General features: G+C 44.2%; 13 protein-coding genes. 9 read left to right on the forward strand and 4 right to left on the reverse strand.

Annotated elements, in window-relative coordinates; translation table 11 throughout:
* Nucleotides 1-7: 7 nt before the first annotated feature.
* The gene (locus tag DWY79_RS19485) at nucleotides 8-2,122 is read left to right on the forward strand and encodes an outer membrane beta-barrel protein (RefSeq protein ID WP_057326343.1); all 2,115 of its coding nucleotides are present in this window, start codon (nucleotides 8-10) and stop codon (nucleotides 2,120-2,122) included.
* A 5-nt stretch (nucleotides 2,123-2,127) separates the two neighbouring features.
* On the opposite strand, the gene DWY79_RS19490 is transcribed toward DWY79_RS19485, so the two are convergent.
* Both DWY79_RS19490 and DWY79_RS19495 read right to left on the reverse strand, forming a co-directional pair.
* On the reverse strand, nucleotides 2,128-2,715 hold the full coding sequence (locus DWY79_RS19490) for a hypothetical protein (protein WP_009275619.1): 588 nt from the start codon (nucleotides 2,713-2,715) through the stop codon (nucleotides 2,128-2,130).
* A 154-nt stretch (nucleotides 2,716-2,869) separates the two neighbouring features.
* Nucleotides 2,870-5,548 (reverse strand): calcium-translocating P-type ATPase, PMCA-type, encoded by a 2,679-nt coding sequence (locus DWY79_RS19495; RefSeq protein WP_122144596.1) that lies wholly within the window; start codon nucleotides 5,546-5,548, stop codon nucleotides 2,870-2,872.
* 122 nt (nucleotides 5,549-5,670) lie between these two features.
* Between DWY79_RS19495 and DWY79_RS19500 the strand changes: the two genes are divergently transcribed.
* The 3 genes from DWY79_RS19500 to DWY79_RS19510 all read left to right on the forward strand — a co-directional run bounded on the left by DWY79_RS19500 (nucleotide 5,671) and on the right by DWY79_RS19510 (nucleotide 7,609).
* A complete protein-coding gene (locus tag DWY79_RS19500) occupies nucleotides 5,671-6,006 on the forward strand; it encodes a DUF6565 domain-containing protein (protein ID WP_008773659.1) in 336 nt (111 codons plus the stop codon).
* Nucleotides 6,007-6,025: 19 nt separating this feature from the next.
* The gene (locus DWY79_RS19505; protein WP_009275621.1) at nucleotides 6,026-7,000 is read left to right on the forward strand and encodes a S9 family peptidase; all 975 of its coding nucleotides are present in this window, start codon (nucleotides 6,026-6,028) and stop codon (nucleotides 6,998-7,000) included.
* A gap of 114 nt (nucleotides 7,001-7,114) precedes the next feature.
* Entirely contained in the window at nucleotides 7,115-7,609 is a 495-nt protein-coding gene (locus DWY79_RS19510; RefSeq protein WP_122370134.1) for a DUF4251 domain-containing protein, read from the forward strand.
* Here DWY79_RS19510 and DWY79_RS19515 read toward each other — a convergent pair.
* Nucleotides 7,595-8,521: a TIGR01212 family radical SAM protein gene (locus tag DWY79_RS19515; protein ID WP_009275623.1), complete on the reverse strand. Its 927-nt coding sequence runs from the start codon at nucleotides 8,519-8,521 to the stop codon at nucleotides 7,595-7,597. The two genes, DWY79_RS19510 and DWY79_RS19515, sit on opposite strands and share 15 nt — an antisense overlap.
* Before the next feature lie 80 nt (nucleotides 8,522-8,601).
* Here DWY79_RS19515 and DWY79_RS19520 point away from each other — a divergent pair, with 80 nt between their 5' ends.
* The 3 genes from DWY79_RS19520 (at nucleotide 8,602) to DWY79_RS19530 (ending at nucleotide 12,807) form a co-directional block, all read left to right on the forward strand.
* Nucleotides 8,602-10,776: a S9 family peptidase gene (locus DWY79_RS19520; RefSeq protein WP_005864227.1), complete on the forward strand. Its 2,175-nt coding sequence runs from the start codon at nucleotides 8,602-8,604 to the stop codon at nucleotides 10,774-10,776.
* Between the two features lie 3 nt (nucleotides 10,777-10,779).
* A complete protein-coding gene (lipA, locus tag DWY79_RS19525) occupies nucleotides 10,780-11,625 on the forward strand; it encodes a lipoyl synthase (protein WP_005864229.1) in 846 nt (281 codons plus the stop codon).
* A gap of 63 nt (nucleotides 11,626-11,688) precedes the next feature.
* Nucleotides 11,689-12,807, forward strand: coding sequence for a hypothetical protein (locus DWY79_RS19530; RefSeq protein WP_122370136.1), 1,119 nt, complete (start codon nucleotides 11,689-11,691; stop codon nucleotides 12,805-12,807).
* Nucleotides 12,808-12,812: 5 nt separating this feature from the next.
* On the opposite strand, the gene DWY79_RS19535 is transcribed toward DWY79_RS19530, so the two are convergent.
* Nucleotides 12,813-13,313: a metallophosphoesterase gene (locus tag DWY79_RS19535; RefSeq protein ID WP_005864233.1), complete on the reverse strand. Its 501-nt coding sequence runs from the start codon at nucleotides 13,311-13,313 to the stop codon at nucleotides 12,813-12,815.
* A gap of 58 nt (nucleotides 13,314-13,371) precedes the next feature.
* On the opposite strand from DWY79_RS19535, the gene DWY79_RS19540 reads away from it, so the two are divergent.
* Together DWY79_RS19540 and DWY79_RS19545 are read left to right on the forward strand one after the other, a co-directional pair.
* On the forward strand, nucleotides 13,372-15,450 hold the full coding sequence (locus DWY79_RS19540) for an RNA degradosome polyphosphate kinase (protein ID WP_122370138.1): 2,079 nt from the start codon (nucleotides 13,372-13,374) through the stop codon (nucleotides 15,448-15,450).
* 5 nt (nucleotides 15,451-15,455) lie between these two features.
* On the forward strand, nucleotides 15,456-16,139 hold the full coding sequence (locus tag DWY79_RS19545; protein WP_005864237.1) for a hypothetical protein: 684 nt from the start codon (nucleotides 15,456-15,458) through the stop codon (nucleotides 16,137-16,139).
* Nucleotides 16,140-16,212 lie beyond the last annotated feature (73 nt).

Genomic DNA, 16,212 nt, shown 5'->3' on the forward strand with positions numbered 1-16,212 from the left:
TGATATTATGAAGACTGCCATTGTTCCTTTCTTGTTGCTTCTGAATATTCTTGTCGCTGTAAATGCACAGACTAAGGATTCTGTTATCTTGGTGAAAGATAGTATTACGGTAAAATTGCCGGATGTCTACGTTACTTCCGAGCGTCCTTTGGTTACGGTTACGGACGATGCCTTATCTTTCGACGTGCCTAACTTGATCATGGCCAAACCGGTGAATACTGCATTTGATATTTTAGGAGAGATTCCCGGATTGGTGAAAGAAGGGGACAACGTTAGTATCATCGGCGTCCCTACTACGAACATTATTATTAACGGACGTAAAAGCTCAATGTCATTGTCCCAGATTGTAGAGCTTCTGAAATCTAACTCGGCCAGCAAAGTAAAGAGTATAGAGCTTTTGTATAGCTCTCCTCCAAAATATGGCGTAAAAGGAGGTAGTATAAATATCATTATGGAGAAGAAAGTGAATGAGGATTTAAGTGCCGATATCTCTTTGACCGGAAAGCAAGCTTTCTACTTCTCGCCAACCGGGTTAGTGAATTTATCTTACTCCAAAAAGAAATATAGTCTGGATCTATCTTATTCCGCTAATTATAACCATTCCCGTTCAACCGAGGATATGAACGCCTATCCTATCGTGAAGGATCGTCCTTATGAGATCCTGCAAGAAAATACGGCGGTAGGTCGTTCCATGAACCATACGATTGGGGCAAGTGCCAGTTGGTTTATGGATAAGGGGCGTGAGGTGGATATTTCTTATTATGCCAAGATAACGGATTCTAATTCCAAACGATATTCGAACACTCTATTTGTGGGTATTGAGAATGCGGAAAGTAATAATAAGTTATCGGGCCCGAAGAATCTTCAAAATGTACGGTTGAATTATGCACATTCCAAGAACTTGAACGCAGGGGTGGATTATACCTATTATAAGGATCGCAGGGATCAATATATGATCTCGGATTATCCCGATACGAAACAAGAGGTGGAGGCTACCTCCCGGCAAAATATCCATTTGGCGAATGTATTCGTTAACTACGAACGGGTATTAGGAAAAGGATGGAAAATTAACGTAGGCACGAATGTGCAGTTATCCTTTACGGATAATAGCTCCTTTACCTACCAAGATAAACAGGAGGATCTGTCAGCTACGTTTGCCCAAAAAGAAAAAGAGTATACGGCGGGATTGTATGCCGGTTTCTCTAAGCGTTTTGGCAAGAAACTGGTGTTGAGCGCTTCTCTTTCGGCGGAGTATAATAAGGCGGTGATTGATTCGGCGGGCCGGAAATGGACCTTATGGTCTGGGGTAAATCTCTATCCACAATTGAACTTGAGTTATACGATCGATCCATCGAATATGCTTCAAGTCAATTTCTCCAGCGATAAGAAGTATCCGGCGTATTGGGTCATGAGCTCGAATGTTTCTTATTTGAATGTGTATAGTCAGGTACGGGGAAATCCTTATTTGGAACCGGAACGTATTTATATGGCTAGGGCTAATTATATCTTGAAAAAGAAATATGTTTTTGGACTATTCGCCAATCATCATGTGAATTATATTCGCCAATTGTATTATCAAGATACGAAAGCGTTGAGAGCCTATTACCAATCGGTTAATTTCGATAAGCATAATACTTTCGGGGCGATGGCAGTTATCCCGTTTCGGATCGGTGGGGTGGTTAGCTCACGGTTCGTGGCATCGGGCTTCTTGATTCAAGATGAGGGAGTGTTTATCGATATTTCGTTTGATCGGAAAAAGTTGTTCGGGCAGTTGATGTTGTTCAATACGTTTACTTTATCAAGGAAAAAGAACTTATCGTTAGAAGTTAACGCTCGCTATAGTGCGCCTTCGATACAAGGTATCTATGATGTGGATGGTATTTATAATGTATCGGCAGGGCTTGTCTGGAACCCGATACCGAAAAAATTAAGCGTAATGCTACGAGGTGAGGACTTATTAAAGGGCTTACGTGCGAAAACGCATATTGATTATCCCAGCCAGAAGAGTGATATGACGATCTATTCGGATACTCGTTCTGTATCGCTCACCTTAAAGTATACATTGGGCAAGATGAACCGGAAGAATAAGAAAGAGATCGATTCTTCACGGTTTGGTCAATAAAGTTCTTATGGAATCCATTCGATAACGCCTGTGACTGGATGTTGTTTTTTCCAGTCCTCTAATTCCGCATACGTACGCACGCCGTCTTGAATGACTGCTTGGTAATATTCCACGCCCATGATTTTCGCTGTATCCGGTGTCTCATATTTCAGTTTTAAGATGGCCTGCCGGGTCTCGTCAGTCAGTACGGCGGTTATACGTTCGGCCATTTTCTCGAAATAACCGTCATAACGGGAACCTTTTACGATATGGATCATATCAATTTGCCAGAGTTCGTTATCCGGGTCTTGGAACCATGCGTGCCACTCTACGCATTGTTCTTCCGTATCGAGCGAATTTCCGTATTCGATCCGTTTAATGAGCGGGTTCTCCGCTAGTCGGGCCATCGCTAGGAAGCTGTCGGATATACGGAAAGGAGAAGTGTAAATATGAAAGTCGATATCCTTATGTTTCATGAGTAGTCCCATATTCAAGGAGCCTACTAGGTTTATTTCCGCCCCGACGGATTTCCATATATTTATAATGTCGGTTTGCCGGATCACTTCCCAAGCTCTATCTTGGTTTCTTTTCGCTAATTCTAATAGATGTTTCATGATTTAAATAATTTGAGGTGTGAAGTTAAGACACGAAGCGGGATAAGGAAATAGCTATTTATAGCTAGGTTGGTTTTAATATATCATACGGGTACACTATTTCCGGTTGTAGGGACGGGGCACGCCCCGTCCCTATAAGTTGGACAATATATATTTATCTTTTGAATAACCGGAATAACTCACCGATCCATAAAACCAGAGAGGAAGATCCGATAATGATCGCCCAATCTTCCAAGGGCAAAGGTATTACGCTGAACATCTCGCCTCCAAAAGTGACGATTAAGTATTGACCAATCAAAATCAGTAAAGCGACCAGCAAGAAGCTTTTACTATCCTTTAAATTGGCAAAAGCGGAACGTCCTTCCATAAATGCCTTTGCGTTAAACATATTCCAGAACTGTAGCATCACGAAGAAGCTGAAGAACCACGATAAATCGTGCGGCGTTAAACCGTCTTGCGCATGGAAATAGAACAACAAGCCCATCAAGATTACGACAAAAGCGAATCCGACGCCGAAAATATTATAGGCCATCGGGCGGGTGATAATGAAATCTCCATCCTTACCGCTCCGGCGAGGTTTATCTTTCATCACTCGCTCATTCGGTGGGAGAGAGGCCAACGCCCCGGCAGCGAATGTATCCATGATCAAGTTTACCCATAACATCTGCGTGATAGTCAAAGGAGATTCCGTACCTAATAAAGAACCCAATAGCACGATCAAACAAGCGGCTACATTGATGGTCAATTGGAATAACAAGAATTTCTGGATATTCCGGTACAAGGAACGTCCCCACATCACCGCACGGGTAATGCTACTGAACGAGTTGTCGATAATCGTAATGTCGCTGGCTTCCTTGGCAACTGAAGTACCGTCACCCATGGAGAGGCCTACTTGTGCCGCTTTCAAGGCGGGGGCATCGTTTGTCCCGTCGCCGGTAACCGCTACCACGGCGCCTTTCTGCTGTAATAATTGTACCAAACGCTGTTTGTCCGTAGGACGGGCACGGCACATGATCTTCAAGTCTAAGACACGATCCAAGGCCTCTTGGTCGCTAAGCGCCTCGAATGCGGGACCCGTGATAATGTTCCGGTCGGTATCATTCGCTTTCCACGTACCGATCTGTCGTCCGATTTCTTTAGCCGTACCCGGTGTATCTCCGGTGACGATCTTCACGTCGATACCTGCGTCCAAGCAACTTTGAACAGCGGGGGGCACATCCGCACGTACCGGATCGGAGATAGCGACGATACCTAGGTACGTTAAATCCGTATCATGTAAACGACCCTCAACGAAGAAGGTCTCATCCATTCCATCCTCAATTATCTGGTAAGCGAAGCCAAGCGTACGCATCGCTTGGTTCTGGTAATCCAATAATTGTTTTTCGATGCCGGCTTTACATTCCGCCACCGGTTTGTAAGTTCCGTCTATCGCCACCCGGTTACTGTTGGCCAGTACGATTTCGGGAGCACCTTTCACGTAAAGTACCTTCTTGCCGAGTAACGGTGATTGTACGATTGTAGCCATATATTTCCGTTCCGTAGAGAAGGTCAATTGATCTAGGATCGTAGCGTTCTCTCTTAATTCCAGATAATTTTGGTGTTGTCCGTTCAACCAGAGTAAAAGGGCGGCCTCCGTCGGGTTTCCAAGGGTTTTTACCTTTTCTTCCGAGAAATCGAGGAATGCCGTGGAGTTCGTGGAGATACCTTCTTTGATCAGGTTACTTAACTCATCCTCCCCAAGCTTTTGGTCTTTCAGGTTGTAGAAATTCGTTTGGTAGACTTGCATTTGGTTCTGCGTCAACGTTCCGGTCTTGTCCGTACAAATTACGGTAGTCGCTCCCATGGTCTCACAGGCGTGCATTTTGCGGACAAGATTATTCGTCTTCAACATACGGTTCATGCTGAGGGCCAAACTTAACGTGACACTCATCGGTAATCCTTCCGGAACGGATACCACGATCAACGTAACCGCTACCATAAAGTAGTTGAGGATATGGGCGATGATGTCCATCGCCGGCATCCCGGGGAAACTATCCGATAAAAGGAATTTTACGGTCAAGGCGATGAACGTCACCCCGGCGATCGTATATCCGGCTTTACTGATCACGCTAGCCAAGCCTTTCAACTGTATTTGTAAAGGAGTCTCTACATCGCTCTCGATTTGCGAGCCTTCGTAGACCTTACCGTATCCGGTAGCGTCACCCACCTTTTCTACTTGCATTACGCCATGTCCGTCCACGACCGTCGTTCCTCGCATGACTACATTGGACGGATAAGTCGCTTCCGTATCGAAATCCGCCTCGTTTGTAGTCTTGCTGATAATCGGTTCACCGGTTAGTGTGGATTCGTTGATCTGTAGGGAGATGGCTTCAAGCAAATGTCCATCTGCGGGAATTTCCTCACCTGTCTCCAAAACAACGATATCGCCTACGACGACCTCTTTTTTCGGTATTTGGCAGATATTCCCGTCACGGATTACCTTCACTAAAATATCATCATTGACTGTATTCAAGATATCGAATGCCTTGTTCGCTTTCACCTCGAAGAAAAAGCCCACGCAACTGGCAAGCATGATTGCGAAGAAAATGCCGATCGGCTCCAAGAAGGCCGTAAAACCTTTCGCCTCAGGTCCCCAGCAATGTACGCCAGCGATTATCATGGACAAGAGCCATGCCACTAATAATATACGAATAATAGGATCTTCGAATTTCTCCAAGAATTGGCTCCATAACGAAGCTTTCTTGGGCGGGGTAAGTACATTCTCGCCGTGAAGGCGCCTGCTCTCTTCTACTTCTTGTTTGGTTAATCCTCGGTACTGATGTTTTTTCTCCATAAATTTATTAATCTGATTAAGAAAATAGGATAGCAAATTACGTAAAGTTATACGACATATACAAGGGTTTAACCTTTTTGCATATATTTGTGTTGTATAACAAATTAATTTTTAATTAAAAGATGAAGAAAGTACTATTCATGTTATTGGTTATGTTCGCTTTGAGCGCCTGCCAATCAAAGGATTCATATGTGAAGGAGTTTAGTGATTTTGTAGATAAGGTGGAAATGGAGGCCGCTGATTATACCGATAAGGACTGGAAGAAGGCGGATCTGAAATTCTCGGATCTATCCACGGATCTTTACGCCAAGTTCGAGGAAGAGTTAAACGCTGATGAGAAAGCGGAGATCATTAAATTGCAAGCGACATACGCTGGATTGAAAATGAAAGCGGGCGTGAAAGACGCTGCCAAAAAAGTGGATAAGTTCTTGGATGGTTTGAAGGAAGGAACAAAATAACCTCTAATACGAAAATAAGATGAACAGAAATTGGGTGTATTCGCTATTTGCTTTATGGATCGTCTGTTCGTTCGCCTGTACGCAGCCTAAACCTGTGGCGAATGTGGATGTTCAAAAAGAGAATTTCGTATTCTCTATAAAAGGGACAGATACATTGTCCTTGGACAAGTATGAGTTGCCTTCTATATCGCCCGCCTCAAAAAAGCCTGTGATGATTTTTGCTTTTGGCGGTGGGTTTAAAGGGGGAGATAAGGCGGATAAAGGATATATTCCCTATTTCGAGTTCCTCGCCCGAAACGGATTTGTGGTCGTTTCTACGGATTATCGTACCACCTTGAAGAATCTGGATCCTTCTAAAGTCTCTTCTCCGATGGACTTTATCGCAGCCTTGCAGCATGCGATCGATACGGCGGTAGAGGATTTTTATGATGCTACCGGTTTCGTGATTAACCAAAGCTCGGATTGGAACATCGATGTGGAGCAGATCGTAGCGAGCGGTTCAAGTGCCGGGGCGATTACGGTATTGCAGGCAGAGTATGATTTATGTAACGGACATGAGTTGGCGAAAAGGCTACCGACAGGTTTCAACTATGCCGGTGTGATCTCATATGCCGGTGCGGTCTCTGGTGTGCTTCCTCCACATTGGGAAAAGATGCCTTGTCCGATTATGCTATTCCATGGCGATGCGGATAAAACCGTTCCTTTTGAACAAGCCGCTATGGAGAACCTCGGCGGTTTATGGGGATCATCCGCTGTAGCGAAAAGTCTGGAAAATCTTCAAGCTTCCTATTATTTTTATAAGGTAGAGAATGCGGGGCATGAGATCTCTGGGCTTCCTATGTCCCGGAACCAATACGATATCATGAGCTTCTTGAGCCGTCAAGTCTTAGGCGATGAGAATTTAGCGATCACGACAGACGAACGTGTTCCCGGTGATACGATCGTACGGAAAGATTTTACCGTACAGGATTATATCTTGGATAATTTGCGTTAATATAATAATGAAATATAAACAGCCTTAATTTGACCTTTTTAGATTAAACTATTCACCCGAAGGATTGTCTTTACTATATAGAGTGATTAATAGTGTGTTTAGTTTATTAAGGTTATGAGATTAACAAGGTTAGTTGGATTTTTAGGGATTGTCCTTTTTTGTGCAGGGCAATCCCTTTTTGCTCAAAGTAAGCAAGAGCGGAAGGAGCAAAAAGAGAAAGTAGTGAGGGAGATCGTGGATAGCGGTCGTATTAAGATCGATGTGGATCGTGCCGTACCGATGGCCGGGAGATCCGTCAATCTTACTTCCCCCTACTCATTGGAAATACATGGTGACTCGATCCTGTCTTATCTTCCTTACTTTGGACGTGCTTACTCTGCTCCTTATGGTGGTGGAGAGGGCTTGACGTTTAAAGAAGTGGCGACAGAGAAGGAGCAAACCTCTGAAAAGAAAGGTAGTTCCGAAATCAAGTTCCGTGTAAAGACCAAAGAGGATGTATACATGTTTCGGGTGGAAGTCTATCCGAATGGCTCGGTGACAATCAATGTGACACCCGTGAATAAACAGGCTATTACCTTTTATGGTGATGTCGCCTTAGACTTGAAATAGTCGTCCTTGCCGTGTATCTCTTTCCTCGATCCGCTTATTTACCTTAGCGGTAAATTCGAAATTCTTTAAACCCCAATCCGGTGCGATCAGTAGCTCTTTGGGGGATTGTGATACGAACCTCTCTACTACGATAGAGGGGTTCAGTCGTTCAATGAAGTCAATCACTAATTCGATATATTCATCAGCCGTATATAAATGGAAATCAGAAGGATCTTCCTTGAACTCTTTCGCCATGCGGGTATTCTTGATTAGCTGCAATTGGTGCAGTTTAAGTGTCGTGATCGGGAGGCGTGATAAGACATCCGCATGGTGTAATATTTCATCCCTACTTTCTCCCGGTAGTCCGAGTATCAGGTGTGCCCCGGTGTAAATACCTTTTGCCGCCGTACGACGGATAGCGGATTCCGATTCTTCATGGGTATGCCCTCTGTTTATGCGGACTAAGGTCTTATCAAGCGTACTTTCCAATCCATATTCAATCATGACGAATTTTCGCTGGGAAAGCTCCGCAAAATAATCCAATAAACCTTCCGGCATACAGTCCGGACGAGTGCCGACAATCAATCCTTCCACTCCAGGATAGGCAAGCGCTTCCTCATATTTGCGAATAAGAGAGTCTAATCGGTCGTATGTATTTGTGTAGGCTTGGAAGTAGGCCAGATACCGCATATCCGGATATTTGCGGGAAAAAAAACGTACGCCTTCCTCTAATTGCTCGGTAACGCTTTTCTCCGTATGACAGTATTCTGGACTGAATGTTTGGTTATTACAATAGGTGCAACCGCCCCATCCTTTAGACCCGTCTCGGTTCGGGCAGGTGAAGCCTGCGTTTATGGAAATCTTCTGAACCTTGAATTTGAATAGATCCCGTAGAAAATCCCCAAATTCATAATATCGTTTAGTTTTTTTCATAAGACAAAGATACGATTTCTCGCAATTTGAATCACTTTTTTATGCTAACTTCGCGTTTCAATCTGAAATAAAGAGTATAAATGAAACGATTAGGTTTTAGTTTATTGCTTTCGTTGGCCGTATTCGGAAGTGTGGCCGCACAAACCGGAAGCAAGCATGTTGACTTAAAAGAAATAACCGATGGGAAATTTCGTCAAGTGACGGCTATCGGAGAGATGCGATCCCTGCCGGATGGAGAACACTACACAGCCATGAACGCCGATAAGAGTATGATCATTAAATATTCCTATCGTACGGGAAATCCTGTGGATACATTGTTTAATGCCCGTAAAGCTCGTGAATGTACCTTTACGGATTTTGATGGATATACAATCAGCAGTACCGGGCATCATATCTTGGTTTGGAGGGATACGGAGTCTATTTATCGTCGCTCTACTAAGGCGGTGGTTTATGATTATGACGTGCGTCGTAATTATGTGAAGCCTATTTCCGATGCCAAGGGTAAGCAAATGATCCCGACTTTCTCGCCGGATGGTCGTATGTGCGCTTATGTACGGGATAATAATATTTGGATACGTAAGTTTGATTTCGACACGGAGGTACAAGTCACCAAGGACGGTGAGTTGAATAAGATATTGAATGGCATCACGGATTGGGTGTATGAGGAAGAATTTGCGGTGACAAATCTAATGGCGTGGTCTCCGGATAGCGAGTATCTGGCCTTTGTCCGTTTTGACGAGTCCGAGGTGCCCGAATATTCTATGCAGATGTATGGTGAGGGACTTTATCCGGGGTATTACGAATATAAATATCCGAAGGCCGGGCAGAAGAATTCAAAGGTTTCCGTACATTCTTATAGCGTAGTCACCAAAGACACGAAGGAGATGAAGGTCCCGGTAGAAGGTGACTTCTATATTCCCCGCATTACTTTCACGCAGAATCCGGATCAGTTGGCTATCATGACATTGAACCGCCAGCAGAATGTATTCAATATGTATTATGCAAATCCGAAGAGCGGTGTGTTCCGTTTGATCTTGCGTGAGGAAAATAAATGCTACGTGGATTCTGATTGGTTGACTTCTATCCAGTTCTTGAACAATGGGTTTACCTATGTGAGTGAACAAGATGGCTATTCTCATATTTATTTGTATTCCCCGACAGGTGTTATGCAACGTCAGGTAACTCAAGGGAACTGGGATGTCACGAAGTTCTTGGGCGTGGATGAGAATACGAAGACTTTCTATTACGAGTCTGCCGAAGAAAGCCCGATCCGCCGTTCTATCTATAAGATCGACGCTAAAGGCGTGAAGACAAAACTCTCTACGGAAGAGGGTATGAATAAGGCGGTCTTTAGTGACAATTTCGCTTATTTCGTGAATACCTATTCCAATGCGAATACCCCGGCGAAGATTACGGTGAATGAGACGAAGACCAAAAAGGAACTACGTGTTCTGCAAGATAACGCCGCGTTGAAGAGTAAGCTGAAGGAATATGTTTTTGCTAAGAAGGAATTTATGAAGGTACATACGGCTTCGGATTATGAGTTCAACGCTTGGATCGTAAAACCCGCTGATTTTGACCCGTCAAAGAAATATCCGGTGATGATGACGCAATATAGTGGTCCTAACTCCCAGCAAGTATTGGATCAATACGGTTTCGATTGGGAGCAATATCTGGCCTCAAATGGTATTATCGTGGTATGTGTGGATGGTCGTGGAACCGGTGCCCGTGGTGAGGCATTCCGTAAATGTACTTATTTGAGAATGGGCGAGCTGGAATCCAGAGACCAAGTGGAGGCTGCGCAAGCGTTGGGCAAGTTACCTTATATCGATAAGGATCGTATTGCGATCTGGGGTTGGAGTTTCGGAGGTTATAACACGTTGATGGCCTTGAGTACCGGAAACGGAACGTTTAAGGTGGGTATCGCCGTGGCTCCTCCGACGGACTGGAAATATTACGACTCCGTTTATACGGAGCGTTTCATGCGTACCCCGCAAGAGAATTTCGAGGGCTATGCGGCTACCTCCCCGTTACGCCGGGTGAAAAACTTGCAAGGCAAGTTATTGCTGGTTCATGGAACCGCCGATGATAATGTTCATTTTATGCAAACAATGGAATATGCCGAGGCTTTGGTTCAAGCGGGTAAGCAGTTCGATATGCATGTTTATAAAGATCGGAATCATAGCATATACGGTGGTAATACCCGTTACCATTTGTATACGAAGATGGCTAATTATTTATTCAATAATTTGTAAGACATGGCGCAGCATTTAAGAAAGCCGGATTGGTTGAAGATCCGGCTTGGCGGAAATGAGCAATTCACGAAGACAAAAAGTATTGTTGAATCTCATTGCCTTCACACAATATGCACAAGTGGTAAATGCCCGAATATGGGTGAATGTTGGAGCCGGGGAACAGCTACATTCATGATCGGTGGTGAGATCTGTACTCGCTCTTGTCGTTTTTGTAATACGCTAACGGGTAAACCTCTTCCGTTGGACCCGAAAGAGCCTGCGAATGTAGCGGAGAGCATCCGTTTAATGAATCTCAAGCATGCGGTGATCACGTCCGTTGATCGTGATGACTTACCAGACTTAGGCGCTTCTCATTGGGTAAATACGATCCGTACGATCAAAGAGGTGAATCCTCAAACGACTGTGGAAGTCTTAATCCCGGATTTTCAAGGACGATTGGATCTGGTTGATCAGGTCGTGGATGCGGCGCCTGAGATTATCTCCCATAATATGGAGACTGTACGCCGTATCAGTCCGCAAGTGCGTAGCGCCGCAAAGTATGACGTGAGCTTATCCGTTTTACGACGAATCGCTGAGCGGGGTGTGGTAGCCAAGACTGGTATCATGGTCGGACTGGGCGAGACCGAGGATGAGGTGCTTGAATTAATGGATGATGTTTTGCTGGCGGGTGTTTCTGTTTTAACAATCGGGCAGTATTTACAGCCCTCTCGCAAGAATATTCCCGTCTCTGAATATGTGACTCCTGAATGCTTTGAATATTATAGACAACAAGCCGTTGGCAAAGGTTTTAAGAAAGTAGAGAGCGCTCCGCTGGTACGCTCGTCGTACCATGCGGAAAAGCATATATGATTCATGAACTTTTGACAATCTTTGTTGTTATTAATATAAAAGTGGACTAAAGGGGGGGAAGGAATGAACAGAGTAAAGAAAGGTCTAGATAATCAGGCGATAGGTTTATTGCCATTGTTGTTATTCATGTTTTTGGATAACTATTTTTCTTATTTATTATCTTTTATAATTGGGGTTACTTTCTGTTTTGTTTGTATTTTTTTGTTTCAGGTGTTGAGCAAGGATAAGGTATACCAATTTATGCTTCTGCCATCGGCGGGCACATTGGTCTTATATTCCGTATTTCTTTGTCTCAAGCTTGAACCTGTGTTGTTTATATACTCTCCTCTTATCACGGAAGTATTACTGGTCGTGGCGTTAGCGATCGTGGGGTTCACGAGGAGAACGGTCATACAACGTATACGCGATTCGAAACGTCCCTCTTTTAAACGTACTTTGCTTCGTACTACCTTGAACGAATTTTATTTCCTCGCTCAGTTGGTACAGAACCTGTACACGTTGCATCTTTTCATCATCTTGTTATATAGTATCTTGCCGGAAACGATGCAGAATATACGTACCGAACGTTTTTTATACCGGGAGTTGGGATTGGTAATCGGTGTTTTGGTCATTGTTTATGAGCAAATACGTTTGTCCTTGATGCAAGGTAGCTTGAAAAAGGAAATGTGGCTTCCCGTATTGAATGACAATGGGAAGGTGATCGGTTGTATCGCACGTTCGGTCAGCCGCTCTTTACCGAAGAAATACTATCATCCGATCGTGCGTATCGCCGTTGTTTATAATGGTATGTTATATCTGGTGAGACGAAGTAAGGATGAGTTTGTCTCTCCGGATACGATGGATTATCCGTTCCATAATTACGTGCTCTTCCGACATAGTATAGATAGCACGGTCAAAGAGACTCTCGGAAGTTTGGCGCAAGATAAATCAATTGCTCCACGCTTCCTGATCCGTTATACATTTGAGAACGAGAAGGTGAAACATTTGGTATCTCTCTATGTTATTTGTTTACGTACGGAAGAGCAATTAAATCAATGTAAGCGCCGTAGCGGAAAGCTTTGGACAGCGAAACAAATCGAGGAGAACTTGAGCTCCGGGGTGTTTAGCGAATATTTTGAGAAAGAGTTCGCTTATTTGCAAAATACGATTCTTTTCGCCGAGAGTTTCTGTTGCGGTAACTAATCATCTTATAATGCCCGATTCCCTAGCTCTATAACTTCCAAATCTTTGATATCCTTTCCCGCAATAACGAAACGTAATAAGGTACGTACTTGATGAAAGCCACTTTTTCCAGCCGCTCCCGGATTCATATGCAGACACTTCAAGCTTCGATCGAATACTACTTTCAGGATATGCGAATGTCCGGAGATGAATAGATTTGGCCGTGTATCGTATAATTCTTTGCGGATCTCGGGATTGTAGCGGCCCGGATAACCTCCGATATGAGTCATCATAACGTTCACGTCTTCTACCTTGAAATGAGCTACTTTAGGATATTGCAGGCGAATGGCTTGTCCGTCTATATTTCCGTATACGGCCCTGAAAGGTTTCAATGCCTCGAATTTCGCGGCCAAAAGATCGGAGCCTATATCGCCCGCATGCCAGATTTCATCGCAATCTTTAAAATATTCGGCGTACTTATCATCCCAGTACGCATGGGTGTCTGAAAGCAATCCAACTTTAATCATAACAATTTCTTTTATTGCTCGAAAGTATCTATATTTACACGCCTAAGATAAGAATATTATGGAGAATTCATATCAATATTTTAAACGGGACTTAAGCTGGTTGTCGTTTAACTACCGTGTCTTGCTGGAAGCGGAAGATGATACGCTGCCTATTTATGAGCGTATTAAGTTCCTTTCTATCTATTCCTCGAATCTGGAAGAATTTTATGAGATCCGGGTTGCGGAACACCGGGGGGTAATCATGAAAAAGAATTATTCGGAGGAGAGCGCAGCTGAGGCGGAAGAGACCTTGGCGGCTATCACCCGGGAGGTTAACCGCCAGCAACGGGACTATTACCGTATTTTCTCGGAGAAGATATTGCCGGAATTGAATCGCCAGAATGTTTACTTATACCAGAATGAGAAGCCGGAACCTTTCCATGAAGAGTTTGTCCATAATTTCTTTAATGAGGAGGTTTTCCCATTCCTGTCGCCGGTCATGATTCAAGCCGGTGATATACGTACGTTCATCCGGGATCGTCGGCTTTACCTTGTGATCCGTATGATTAAGCGGAGCAAGCGGATGAATGAGCCGGGCTTCGTACCCGAGTATCATTATGCGTTGATGAAGATTCCTTATGCGAAAGTTCCCCGTTTTATCGAGTTGCCTCAGCATGACGGGAAATATTATATCATGTTTATCGACGACATTATCCGTGCGAATTTACAGAATGTTTTTCCCGGTTATATTATTGATGGCTGTTACAGCATCAAGATTTCCCGGGATGCGGATATTTATTTGGATGATGAGAGCCGGGCGAATATCGTGGAGAATATCCGTAAGAAGGTGAAGAAGCGCAAGATCGGAGCCTTGAGCCGTTTTATGTATGATCAAGCGATGCCGGGTGATTTTCTGGCTTTTGTTTGCGATGCCTTTGGTATTACGTCGGAGGACTTGGTGTTAGGTGGACGATATAATAATTTGCAGGACTTGATGAAATTGCCGAATCCGGCAGGAAAGCATTTGGAGCAGCAGCCACCGGTGCCTATGCGTGTGCCTTTCCTTGATGAGATGGGGTCGGTATTCAAGGCCGTGAAGAAGCGGGATATCTTATTGCATTTCCCTTATGAGTCGTTTGATTATTTGATCCGCTTTTTGATGGAGGCGGCCTTTGATCCGAAGGTGGATGAGATCAAGATTACCCAGTATCGAGTGGCAGAGAATTCGGCCGTGATTAATACGCTGGTCAGCGCTGCCCAGAATGGTAAGAAAGTGACGGTATTTGTGGAATTGAAAGCCCGTTTCGACGAGGAGAATAATATGAGTACGGCAGAGCGTATGGAGCAGGCCGGTATTCGTATCATTTATAGTATTCCGGGCTTGAAAGTACATGCGAAGGTTGCGGTCATTCTTCGGAAGGATACGTCCGAGGGACTTAAACGGCGTGATTTTGCCTATTTGAGTACCGGTAATTTCAATGAGAAGACGGCCAAGATCTATTCGGATATGGCGTTATTGACTTCGAATACGGAGATTATTACGGATATCAATAAAGTATTCGCTGTTTTGGAAGGGCGTATGAAAGAACCTACTTTCCGCCATTTGTTGGTGGCCCGTTTCAATATGGTCTCGGAATTGATTGGTAGGATTCGGCGGGAGATCGAGCATGTGCAGGAAGGCCGAAGAGGACGGATCATATTAAAGATGAACGGACTGCATGACCAACATATGATCGAGGAACTCTATCATGCGAGTGAGGCGGGGGTAGAGATCGATCTGATTGTCCGGGGGATTTGTTGCCTGGTACCGAACCAACCTTACAGCGCTAACATCCGGGTTACTCGTATCGTGGATATGTTTTTGGAGCATTCCCGGGTTTGGTATTTTCTGAATGATGGTCAGGAGGATCTTTTCCTTACCTCGGCGGATTGGATGCGTCGGAATTTGAACCGACGGATCGAGACGGCTTTCCCGATCCTTGATCCGGATCTGAAGAGGGAGATAATCGATATCTTGAATATCCAGCTAAGTGACAACGTGAAAGCTTGTTATTTGGATGGCGAGTTACGTAATAATTTTAAGTGTGATGATAATCCGGTAAAAGTGCGTTCGCAATTGGCTATCTATGATTATCTGAGAAATAAATCCATACGGTAACCGGGATGGGGGAGTTTTGGGGATTTGTTGATTGGGGGGCTGGTTGCTTAGCCTTGATCGTGGCGGTGGTATTTAGCTTTTTGTTGGGAGTACGTACGGGACGTATCCGGGAGAGAAATGAATCTGTCCGTTCTCGCATTCGGCAGAATAAAGCGAATATGTATCGTTATAAACAACAATTAGCCTCCTATCAAGAGCAAGTCGTACGCTTGGAGCGGGAACGGGATTCTCTGGTCATCCGCTCGGAGGCTTATGACCGGATCGAGACGGAGCTGACAGCCTATCGCCAGAAGATGGAGCAGTTGGAGAGAGAGATCCTTGTTCTTTCCGGCGATAATAACTTATTGGACAATGCTACCGGAAAAGTAGATGTGGATGTACCTAAGCTTTTATGTGCCCTTAAAGATGATCCTCTCCATGTGAATCCAAGTAAAGAGGAATGGGCTGAGATTATTGGTATGACCGATCTTCTGTTTAATAACTTCTTAACCGATCTGAGAAATAAATACAGTATTACCCGCCATGAGCAGGAAATATGTTGCTTGATCAAATGGAATTTCTCCCGAAAGGAGCAACTAGCCGTGTTTAATAATACTCCGGATGCGTTAACCAAATCGAAAGGCCGTTTAAAAAAACGTCTAGGCTTGGATGAAAAGACGGATTTGGATGCCTATGTCCGTTTATTATAAAGCTTAAAGTTATTTTGTTTGTCGTGATTGTCCGGCAATATTATCCGTTTATCTCCCATTGCGTGGTTTATAT

This window comes from Parabacteroides sp. AF27-14, assembly GCF_003635425.1.
Classification (GTDB): Bacteria; Bacteroidota; Bacteroidia; order Bacteroidales; family Tannerellaceae; genus Parabacteroides; species Parabacteroides distasonis.

Coding starts and splice junctions, on each gene's coding strand:
- DWY79_RS19485 (WP_057326343.1), top strand. CDS start 8: ATGAAGACTGCCATTGTTCCTTTCTTGTTGCTTCTGAATATTCTTGTC.
- DWY79_RS19490 (WP_009275619.1), bottom strand. CDS start 2,715: ATGAAACATCTATTAGAATTAGCGAAAAGAAACCAAGATAGAGCTTGG.
- DWY79_RS19495 (WP_122144596.1), bottom strand. CDS start 5,548: ATGGAGAAAAAACATCAGTACCGAGGATTAACCAAACAAGAAGTAGAA.
- DWY79_RS19500 (WP_008773659.1), top strand. CDS start 5,671: ATGAAGAAAGTACTATTCATGTTATTGGTTATGTTCGCTTTGAGCGCC.
- DWY79_RS19505 (WP_009275621.1), top strand. CDS start 6,026: ATGAACAGAAATTGGGTGTATTCGCTATTTGCTTTATGGATCGTCTGT.
- DWY79_RS19510 (WP_122370134.1), top strand. CDS start 7,115: ATGAGATTAACAAGGTTAGTTGGATTTTTAGGGATTGTCCTTTTTTGT.
- DWY79_RS19515 (WP_009275623.1), bottom strand. CDS start 8,521: ATGAAAAAAACTAAACGATATTATGAATTTGGGGATTTTCTACGGGAT.
- DWY79_RS19520 (WP_005864227.1), top strand. CDS start 8,602: ATGAAACGATTAGGTTTTAGTTTATTGCTTTCGTTGGCCGTATTCGGA.
- lipA (WP_005864229.1), top strand. CDS start 10,780: ATGGCGCAGCATTTAAGAAAGCCGGATTGGTTGAAGATCCGGCTTGGC.
- DWY79_RS19530 (WP_122370136.1), top strand. CDS start 11,689: ATGAACAGAGTAAAGAAAGGTCTAGATAATCAGGCGATAGGTTTATTG.
- DWY79_RS19535 (WP_005864233.1), bottom strand. CDS start 13,313: ATGATTAAAGTTGGATTGCTTTCAGACACCCATGCGTACTGGGATGAT.
- DWY79_RS19540 (WP_122370138.1), top strand. CDS start 13,372: ATGGAGAATTCATATCAATATTTTAAACGGGACTTAAGCTGGTTGTCG.
- DWY79_RS19545 (WP_005864237.1), top strand. CDS start 15,456: ATGGGGGAGTTTTGGGGATTTGTTGATTGGGGGGCTGGTTGCTTAGCC.